The organism is Sphingobium indicum BiD32, assembly GCF_000382885.1.
Classification (GTDB): Bacteria; Pseudomonadota; Alphaproteobacteria; order Sphingomonadales; family Sphingomonadaceae; genus Sphingobium; species Sphingobium japonicum_C.
In genome coordinates this window covers 38,486-48,107 of sequence record NZ_CAVK010000146.1, presented here as the reverse complement: position 1 = coordinate 48,107, position 9,622 = coordinate 38,486, and the positions used below count along the sequence as shown (strand labels likewise).

The following is a 9,622-nucleotide window of genomic DNA, read 5'->3' as shown; positions in this document are numbered from 1 at the left end:
TCGCTCGAAACGAACGGGTCGAGGTGAATTGATCCCACCTTAGCGCGAATAGCCCGGCAGCATGTCCAGCGTGACCCAGCCCTGCACATAATTGGCATAATAGAGGCCGAACAGCAGCCCTGACAGCAGTGTTGCGCGGAGCGCCACCACGCCAGGCCGGAAATTGCTCGGCGCGCTGTCTGCCTGCCCCTTCACCAGCCGCTCGCCCGTTTCATCGGGCGTGCGGATGCCGAAGGGAAGCGTGATAAACGCGCTGATTACCCAGAACAGTATATAGATGGCGAAAATGGCATAAAGGTTCATGGCCTTGGATCTTCGCTCGTCTCTATGGTCAACAGATTGAAATGTTCCCGCGCAGGCGGGAACACGGCTGCATAATGTTAGGCTCGAATGAGCAGCACGTCCACGATCGGTTTCTTGCCGGTCCACCGGGTCGCGGCGCGCCGCACGGCCAGGCGAATACGTTCGCGCACCGCCTCTTCTTCATGCGATCCCTTGGGGATGACCGCTGCCGCATCATCGGCCGCTTCGGCCAGGAAAGACGCCTTGTCCTCCTCCACCGGCACGCCCTGCGTCCGCAGCGTCGGACGGCCCAGCAGCCGCCCCTTGGCATCGAGCGCCACGGCCACGCTGATCTGGCCATGCAGGCCCAACTTGCGCCGTTCGTTCATCGTTGCGCCCTCAGCAGGCAGGATCACGTCGCCATCCAGCACCAGCCGCCCGACTTCTTCTCGGCCGATAATGGTCGGCTTGCCCGGTGCCAGCCGCAGCAGATCGCCATTGGACTGCACCACCGCATTGGGGATGCCCGTCGCCAGGCCCAATCGCGCCTGTTCAGCCATATGCCGCCGTTCGCCATGGACGGGCAGCAATATCTCCGGTCGTATCCAGCGATACATGGCTTCCAGTTCGGGACGCCCCGGATGGCCGGACACATGCACTTCGGCCTGCCGGTCAGTGACCATCACGACATTCTTCGCGGCCAGCGCATTCTGGATACGGCCGATGGCGATTTCATTGCCGGGAATCTGCTTGGACGAAAAGACGACCAGATCGCCTTCGGCCAGCTTGATCGGGTGGCTGTCAAACGCAATGCGCGCCAAAGCCGCGCGCGCTTCGCCCTGACCGCCGGTGGCGATGATCATCACCTCGTCCCGGGGCAGCGCCATTGCGTCGTCCCAATCGACCGTGGGCGGAAAGCCTTTAAGATAGCCACTGGCTTTGGCCATGCCGATGATCCGATCGAGCGACCGGCCCGCGACGCAGACCTTGCGCCCCATCGCGGTCGCCACTTCGCCCAGCGTCTGGACGCGCGCCGCGTTGGACGCGAAGGTAGTGACCAGCACCCGCCCCTTGGCCCCCTCGATCGTCTGCATCAGCCCTTCGCGGACATCGCCTTCGGACCCGCTGGCCTTGTCGTTGAACACATTGGTGCTGTCGCACACCAGCGCCAGCACGCCCTGATCGCCTACAGCGGTCAGTTCCGCCGGGGTCGATGGCACGCCCAGCAGCGGCTGATCGTCCAGTTTCCAGTCGCCGGTGTGGAAAATCCGGCCATGGGGCGTATCGATCACCAGCGCATTGCCTTCGGGGATCGAATGCGCCAGCGGCATGTAGCGAAAGCCGAACGGGCCGAGTTCAAAACTGCCTTCGTTGGGAATGACATGGAGCTTGACCTCCTTGGTCAGCCCCTCCTCCTCCAGTTTCAGGCGGATCAGCCCAGCGGTAAAGGGCGTGGCATAGAGCGGGACGCCCAGATCGGCGGCGAGATAGGGTATCGCGCCGATATGATCCTCATGCCCGTGGGTCAGCACGATGCCGAGCAGATCCTTGCGCCGTTCCTCGATGAAGCTGAGGTCGGGCAGCACCAGTTCGATGCCCGGATAATTTGGATCGCCAAAGGTCATGCCGAGATCGACCATCACCCATTTGCCCTGGCAACCGTAAAGATTGACGTTCATGCCAATCTCGCCCGACCCGCCTAGGGCCAGGAAGAGCAGCTCATCCTTGGGTTTCATTACGCTTGTAAACTCCGTTCGTGCATCAGCGCGAGGCCCTGAACCGTCAGGTCCGGCGCGATCGCATCGAAAATATCGCTGTTATCATTGAAGAGGACCGCTAAGCCCCCCGTCGAAATCACTCTGGTCGGACGGCCAATCTCGGCCCTCATCCGGGCGACCAGCCCCTCCATCATGGCTACATAGCCCCAAAAGACGCCAATATGCATCTGTGCTTCTGTTGTCCGGCCAATGACCGATCGATTTTCCGGCGGGGCGATGGCGATCTTGGGCAGCTTCGCTGCTGCCGCGACCAGCGCATCGAGCGACAGGTTGATACCCGGCGCGATGATCCCGCCCTTATAGACGCCGCTATAGTCGACCACATCGAAGGTCGTCGCGGTGCCAAAATCAATGACAATCAGATCACCTGCATAAAGATGGTGCGCGGCTATGGCGTTTACAACCCGGTCAGCCCCCACCGATCCCGGCTCGGCTACGTCCAGTTCGATGCCCCAGTCAACCGGCGCCTGCCCGGCGATCAAGGCCGTTGTTCTGAAATATTTTTCGGCCAAGACCTGCAGATTATGCAGCGCACGCGGCACCACCGTCGCGATGATGACGGCATCAACGTCGGCGATCTTATAGCCTTCGAGCATCAGCAACTGGTTGAGCCACACCGCATATTCGTCCGCCGTGCGGCGCGGATCGGTCGCGATCCGCCAGCGCGCGCGGATGGCGCGCCCTTCGAGAAGCGCGAAAACCACATTGGTGTTGCCCGCGTCGATCGCGAGAAGCATGGCCGATCCTTGGTTCAGATGAGAAATATGTCACCGGCGTGAATGGCACGGCTCTGCCCGTTCGCCAAGCGCAGGATCAACATACCCTGCCGGTCGAGCGTATCGAATGCACCCTCGACCGTCTCGCCATCGGGTTGCGCCACGCGCATCGGCGTGCCGGTCGGGTGGGCGTTGAGTAGCCAGTGGGTCCGAACCGGCTCCAGCCCCTGCGCCCGCCAGATGGATAGCCAGTGGGCGAAAAGCTGCGCCAGTCGTTCCAGCAACGCGCCTGCTTCTGCGTCCGTCGCACCCTGCGCCGCCAAACTGGTCACCGGACGATCGAGGTCACGGGGATAGTCAGCAACGTTGATACCGATGCCCACGACGATCGCATCGCCAGCCCGCTCCAGCAAGATGCCCGCAATCTTCGCGCCATCGACCAGAACGTCATTGGGCCATTTGATCCGCGCCTGCCCGGCGCACAGTGGCGCGACCAGCGCATGAACCGCATTGGCCGCGACCAGCGCCAGCGTGTGCGGCAAGGGATCGCCCGCCCGCAACCGGATCAGCGTGGAGCAATGGAGATTGCCGACCGGGCTTTCCCAGTTGCGGCCCAGACGCCCCCTGCCCCCGGTCTGTCGCCCGGCGCGCAACCAGCTGCCGTCGGGCGCGCCCTGATCCGCCAATGCCAGCATATCGGCATTGGTGGATCCGGTTTCCTCGACGAAGCGGATGGTCAGAACAAGGACGCCGCAGCGGCGGCGCTCGCCTGATCCAGCACGGGGTTAAGCAGATAGCCCAGCACGATGACGACGGCGCAGGCGGTCAGGATGACATTCTCGACCGCCCCGCCCTTTGCCTCATAGGCACCGGTCGGCTCATCGAAATAGATCGTCTTGATGATCTTGAGATAATAGAAAGCGCCAATCACCGACGCCGCGATGCCGAACGCCGCCAGCGCGGTCAGGCCGGACGCGACAGCGGCATCGAACACCAGGAACTTGGCCCAGAAACCGAATAGCGGCGGGATACCGGCCATCGAGAACATGAAGATCGCGAAGGCAGCGGCCAGACCTTTACGCGATTGCGACAGCCCCGCCAGGCTGGCGATCGTTTCGACCGGCTGGCCATCGGCATCGCGCATCTGGAGGATGCAGGCGAAAGCGCCGATCGTCATGACGACATAGATCGCCATATAGCTCATCGTCGCGGCGACACCGGCAGGCGTGCCTGCGGCGAGACCAATCAGCGCAAAGCCGACATTGTTGATCGACGAATAGGCCATAAGCCGCTTGATATTGGTCTGGCCGATCGCCGCGACGGCACCGAACAGGATAGAGGCGAGCGCAACGAAGATCACGATCTGCTGCCAGTCCAGACCCGCCGGACCCAGCGCCTCGATCGCGACGCGGACGGTCAGGCCCATCGCTGCGACCTTGGGCGCGCTGGCGAAGAAGGTGGTGACCGGGGTGGGCGCGCCTTCATAGACGTCGGGCGTCCACATATGGAACGGCACGGCGCTGATCTTGAAGGCAAGCCCCGCCAACACGAACACCAGCCCGAACAATTCGCCCTTGCCCACGCCGTCGCCCAGCGCAACGGCAATGCCGTCAAACGCCGTGCTGCCCGTGAAACCGTAAAGCAGCGAGATGCCGTAGAGCAGGATGCCACTGGCCAGCGAACCCAGCACGAAATATTTGAGGCCCGCCTCGGACGAGCGCCCGTCCTGCCGCATGAAGCTCGCGAGAACATAGGAAGCCAGGCTGTTCATTTCGAGGCCGACATAGAGCGTCAGCATATCGCCCGCCGACACCATCATGCCCATGCCGATGGCGGCGAAGAGGATCAGGATCGGATATTCGGGCCGCAGCGCACTGTCGGTCGAAAAGAAGCGCGGCGCGAGCAGGATCGCCGCCGCCGCCGCTGCATAGATCAACGCCTTGGCATAGACGGAGAAAGCGTCAGCGCGGACCAGGCCATCGAACGCATCAGGCCCGTGCGCCAGCGAACAGGACAGGGCCACAGCCGCGACGATCAGCGTCAACACCGACAGCGTATTGACCAGCCGTGCCGTGCCATCGCCGCCAAAGGCCGCGACCAGCATCAGGATCAGGCCACCGGCCGTCAGGATGAGTTCCGGCAGAACGGCCAGAAGGGAAGCGGAGTCGATCATCAGTGCGCCTCCCCCGACGCTGAATGAGAGGGCGCCGAAACTTCTTCATGATGTGCCTCGCCCGCAGGCTTGGGGGCACCCATCTTGATCTTGGAATCACCCTCCGGAGCGGCAGGCGCGAGGCGGGCTTCGAGTGCGCGAATGTCGGGACGCATGGGCTTAAGGAAGCTTTCGGGATAAACGCCCATCCACAGCACGACCGCCGCAATCGGTGCCAACAACCAGATTTCGCGGCCCGACAGGTCGGGCATCGCGGCGGCATCGGCATTGACCTGCTCGCCATAGCAGATGCGACGATAGAGATAGAGCATATAGGCAGCGCCTAGGATGATGCCCGTGGTGCAGACCAGTGCGACCCAGGTCGATGCCTGATAAATCCCCATCAGCGCCAGAAATTCGCCGACGAAGTTGGACGTACCGGGCAGGCCCACCGACGCCATGGTGAAGAACAGGAACAGCACGGCATAACGCGGCATATTGATCGACAGGCCACCATAGCGCGCAATCTCGCGGGTATGCAGGCGATCATAGATCACGCCCACGCACAGGAACAGCGCGCCCGCGACCAGACCATGGCCCAGCATCACCATCATCGCGCCTTCGATACCCGCCTGATTGAAGGCAAACAGGCCGACCGTCACGATCGCCATATGCGCGACCGAGCTATAGGCGATCAGCTTCTTCATGTCCGACTGCACGAGCGCGACCAGCGAGGTGTAAACCACCGCAACCATCGACAGACCCCAGACCAAAGGCGCTAGGCTAGCCGAGGCTTCGGGGAACATCGGCAGCGAAAAGCGGATGAAGCCATAGCCACCCATTTTCAGCAGCACGCCTGCCAGAATGACCGAACCGGCCGTCGGTGCCTGAACGTGGGCATCGGGCAACCAGGTGTGGACCGGCCACATCGGCATCTTGACCGCGAAACTGGCGAAGAAGGCCAGGAACAGCCATGTCTGGACATGAGGGTCGAAATTATAGGCCATCAGCACGGGGATTTCCGTCGTCCCCGCCTCATGCACCATCCACATCATCGCGATCAGCATCAGGACCGAGCCGAGCAGCGTGTAGAGGAAGAATTTATAGCTGGCGTAAATCCGGTCCGCGCCGCCCCAGATGCCGATGATCAGATACATCGGGATCAGGCCGGCCTCGAACATGATGTAGAAAAGGTAGAGATCCTGCGCCGTAAAGACGCCGATCATCAGCACCTCCATGAACAGGAAGGCCGCCATATATTCGCCGACCCGCTTGTTGATCGCGTTCCAGCTGGCACCAATGCAGATCGGCATCATGAACACGGTCAGCGCGATCAGCATCAGCGCAATGCCGTCAATACCCAGCGCCCAGGCGAATTTGCCGAAGATCGGCGCATATTCCTGAAACTGCCACTGCGCGCCGCTGCCGGACTGGTCAAAATTCGCCCACAGGGCCATGCCCAGCACGAAATCGACCAAAGTGGCGATCAATGCGATCCAGCGCGCGCTGTTCGCGCCCACGAACAGACAGGCGATGGCCCCCGCCATCGGCACTGCCATCATCAGGGAAAGGATGGGGAAGCCGTCCATTATCGTGTCATCGCCCAGGTTGCGGCAGCGGCGAGGCCAATCAGCATCACCAGCGCGTAGGTGTAGAGGTAGCCGGACTGCAGCCGACGGGTCACTTTATTGCCCTGCACGACCAGAGCGGCCAGACCATTGGGTCCGAAGCGGTCGATGAAGCCAATGTCACCGAACTTCCAGAAGAAGCGGCCGATGGCGAAGGCGGGCTTGACGAACAGGAAGTGATACAACTCGTCGAAATACCACTTGTTCAGCAGGAAGCTATAGAGACCGCTGAAGGTCGCGACGAAGCGGCGCGGCCAGTCGGTATTCCTGATATAGCTCAGCCAGGCGACCAGCAACCCGGTCAGCATCACCGTGAACGGCGCGAATTTGACCCATGTGGGCACCTCATGCGCGGCGTGCATCAAATGGCTGTCGAACGCGATTGCGCCGTTCCAGAAGGCTATGCCACCTTCAGACCCGATAAACTGGTCGTGGAATAGGAAGCCGGCAAACACCGCGCCCAGGCTCAGCACGATCAGCGGCACCAGCATGACCCACGGGCTTTCATGCGGGTGATAGCCGCCCGTGCCGTCGCCTGCGTCCGCGCCATGATGATCATCATGGCCATGCGCGTCGTGCGCATGATCGTCATGACCATGGCCGTGCGCGTCATGCAGCGCATGCTGGATATGCTCGGACTGGGTCCAGCGCGGCTTGCCGAAGAAGGTGAGGAACACCAGACGCCATGAATAGAAGCTTGTCAGCAGCGCGGCGAACACGCCGACGATGAACGCCCCGGTCCCGGCCCCGCCAGCAGCATAGGCCGCTTCGAGGATACCATCCTTGGAATAGAAGCCCGCAAAGCCGATGCCGACCAGCGGCAGACCCACGCCGGTGATCGCCAGCGTGCCCAGCGTCATCGTCCAGAAGGTGACCGGGATGCTCTTACGCAGCCCGCCATAATAGCGCATGTCCTGTTCATGGTGCATCGCATGGATGACCGAACCGGCCCCCAGGAACAGCAGCGCCTTGAAGAATGCGTGGGTGAACAGGTGGAACATCGCCGCGCCATAGGCACCGACGCCCGCCGCAAAGAACATATAGCCCAGCTGCGAACAAGTCGAATAGGCGATAACGCGCTTGATGTCGGTCTGCACCGTGCCCACGGTCGCCGCGAACAGGCAGGTTGCTGCGCCCACATAGGTTACGACGGTCAGCGCCGTCGCGGATGTCTCGAACATCGGCGACAGGCGACACACCATGAACACGCCCGCTGTCACCATGGTCGCTGCGTGGATCAGCGCGGACACAGGGGTCGGGCCTTCCATCGCGTCCGGCAACCAGGTGTGCAGGCCGAGCTGCGCCGACTTGCCCATCGCGCCGATAAACAGCAGCAGGCACAGCACCGTCATCGTGTCGAAACGAGCCCCAAGGAAACCGATGGTCGAACCCGCCATCGACGGGGCCATTTCCAATATTTCGGGAATGGAGATGGTGTTGAACACAAGATAGGTGCCAAAAATCCCCATCATGAAGCCAAGGTCGCCCACGCGATTGACGACAAACGCCTTGATCGCGGCAGCATTGGCCGATGGCTTGCGGAACCAGAAACCGATGAGCAGGTAGGAGGCGAGGCCCACCCCTTCCCAACCGAAGAACATCTGCAACAGATTGTTCGCGGTCACGAGCATCAGCATCGCGAAGGTGAAGAGCGAGAGATAGGCGAAGAAACGCGGCTGATCCGGCTCCTCGTCCATATAGCCCCAGCTATAGAGGTGGACGAGGCTGGACACGCTGGTGATCACCACCAGCATCACCGCCGTCATCGCATCGACCCGCAGCGCCCATTGCGCGTCAAAGCTGCCCGACTGAATCCAGGTGAACAGCGGCGTGACATGGGCTTGCGCCTCGCCGGTCAGGAAGCTGATGAAAATCGGCCAGCTCAGCGCGCAGGAAATGAACAGCGCGCCGGTGGTGAGGATCTTGGCGGGCAGCTTGCCCAGCGCCTTGTTGCCAAGACCTGCAATGGCGGCGGCCAGCAGCGGAAGAAGAACGATAAGCTGGATCATGAGTTCAGGCTCAGCCCTTCATCCGGTTGACATCGTCGACGGCGATGGTGCCGCGACCACGGAAATAGATGACGAGGATGGCAAGCCCGATGGCCGCCTCACCCGCCGCGACGGTCAGCACGAACATGCTGAACACCTGCCCCACCAGATCGCCCAGAAAGGCGCTGAAGGCGACAAGGTTGATGTTCACGCTCAAAAGGATCAGCTCGATCGCCATCAGGATGATGATCACATTCTTGCGATTGATGAAGATGCCCAGCACCCCCATCACGAACAGGATGGCGCTGACCACCATATAATGTTGAAGGCCGATCATGACGGCGTCCCTTCAAAGGAGGCCGTCACCCCAGCGCAGGCTGGGGTCTCAGGCGATAGCGCGCCAAGGCATGAGATGCCAGCATCCGCTGGCATGACGGAAAGGGTCGCGATCACAGCTCCACCCCCTGCCCAATGGGCTGATTGATATTGCGGACCGCATCCTGCGGACGGCGACGATTCTGTTTGGCGATATTCTGGCCCTTCACGCCGCCGCGCGCCCGATGGGTCAGGACGATCGCGCCGATCATCGCGACCAGCAGGACGATGCCCGCCGCCTCGAACAGGAAGATGTAGCGCGTGTAGAGCAATGTCCCGATCGCCTTGATGTTCGACACGTCCGGCGCGGTCGGCGCGGCGCGCTGCGCCAATTCTATCGGACCAGCGCTCCACAGGCCGATGCCCAGCACGATTTCCGCCAGCAGCACCAGCGCAATCAGCAGGCCGAAGGGCAGATAGCTGACGAAACCGGCGCGCAGTTCGGCAAAGTCGATGTCCAGCATCATGACCACGAACAGGAACAGCACCGCGACCGCGCCGACATAGACGATGACGAGCAGCATAGCGATGAATTCGGCGCCCAGCAGGATCATCAGACCCGCCGCGTTGAAGAAGGCCAGGATCAGCCACAGCACCGAATGGACCGGGTTGCGCGACAGGATCGTCAGCGCGCCGCTCGACACCACCAGGATCGCGAACAGGTAAAAGGCTAAGACGTGGATCACAGGATCATATTCCCCTT

The 9,622-nt window shown here is 61.8% G+C and carries 9 protein-coding genes; all 9 read right to left on the bottom strand.

The features are described from left to right. Nucleotides 1-39 precede the first annotated feature (39 nt). A complete protein-coding gene (locus tag EBBID32_RS14845; RefSeq protein ID WP_006959749.1) occupies nt 40-303 on the bottom strand; it encodes a DUF1467 family protein in 264 nt (87 codons plus the stop codon). A gap of 77 nt (nt 304-380) precedes the next feature. Further along, nucleotides 381-2,018: a ribonuclease J gene (locus tag EBBID32_RS14840; RefSeq protein WP_006959746.1), complete on the bottom strand. Its 1,638-nt coding sequence runs from the start codon at nt 2,016-2,018 to the stop codon at nt 381-383. After that, nucleotides 2,018-2,797: a type III pantothenate kinase gene (locus EBBID32_RS14835; RefSeq protein ID WP_006959744.1), complete on the bottom strand. Its 780-nt coding sequence runs from the start codon at nt 2,795-2,797 to the stop codon at nt 2,018-2,020. The genes EBBID32_RS14840 and EBBID32_RS14835 overlap by 1 nt, the downstream gene beginning before the upstream one ends. Before the next feature lie 14 nt (nt 2,798-2,811). Further along, nucleotides 2,812-3,516 (bottom strand): biotin--[acetyl-CoA-carboxylase] ligase, encoded by a 705-nt coding sequence (locus EBBID32_RS14830; protein WP_081628103.1) that lies wholly within the window; start codon nt 3,514-3,516, stop codon nt 2,812-2,814. Beyond that, on the bottom strand, nt 3,513-4,949 hold the full coding sequence (nuoN, locus tag EBBID32_RS14825; protein WP_006959740.1) for an NADH-quinone oxidoreductase subunit NuoN: 1,437 nt from the start codon (nt 4,947-4,949) through the stop codon (nt 3,513-3,515). The genes EBBID32_RS14830 and nuoN overlap by 4 nt, the downstream gene beginning before the upstream one ends. Continuing rightward, complete coding sequence (locus EBBID32_RS14820; RefSeq protein WP_006959738.1) at nt 4,949-6,517, bottom strand: NADH-quinone oxidoreductase subunit M; 1,569 nt, start codon at nt 6,515-6,517, stop codon at nt 4,949-4,951. Before EBBID32_RS14820 ends, nuoN begins: the two co-directional genes overlap by 1 nt. Next, the gene (gene nuoL, locus EBBID32_RS14815; RefSeq protein WP_006959736.1) at nt 6,517-8,565 is read right to left on the bottom strand and encodes an NADH-quinone oxidoreductase subunit L; all 2,049 of its coding nucleotides are present in this window, start codon (nt 8,563-8,565) and stop codon (nt 6,517-6,519) included. Before nuoL ends, EBBID32_RS14820 begins: the two co-directional genes overlap by 1 nt. 10 nt (nt 8,566-8,575) lie before the next feature. Then, nucleotides 8,576-8,881, bottom strand: coding sequence for an NADH-quinone oxidoreductase subunit NuoK (gene nuoK / locus EBBID32_RS14810; RefSeq protein ID WP_004211745.1), 306 nt, complete (start codon nt 8,879-8,881; stop codon nt 8,576-8,578). 112 nt (nt 8,882-8,993) lie between these two features. Continuing rightward, nucleotides 8,994-9,605: an NADH-quinone oxidoreductase subunit J gene (locus EBBID32_RS14805; protein ID WP_006959723.1), complete on the bottom strand. Its 612-nt coding sequence runs from the start codon at nt 9,603-9,605 to the stop codon at nt 8,994-8,996. Nucleotides 9,606-9,622: the final 17 nt, after the last annotated feature.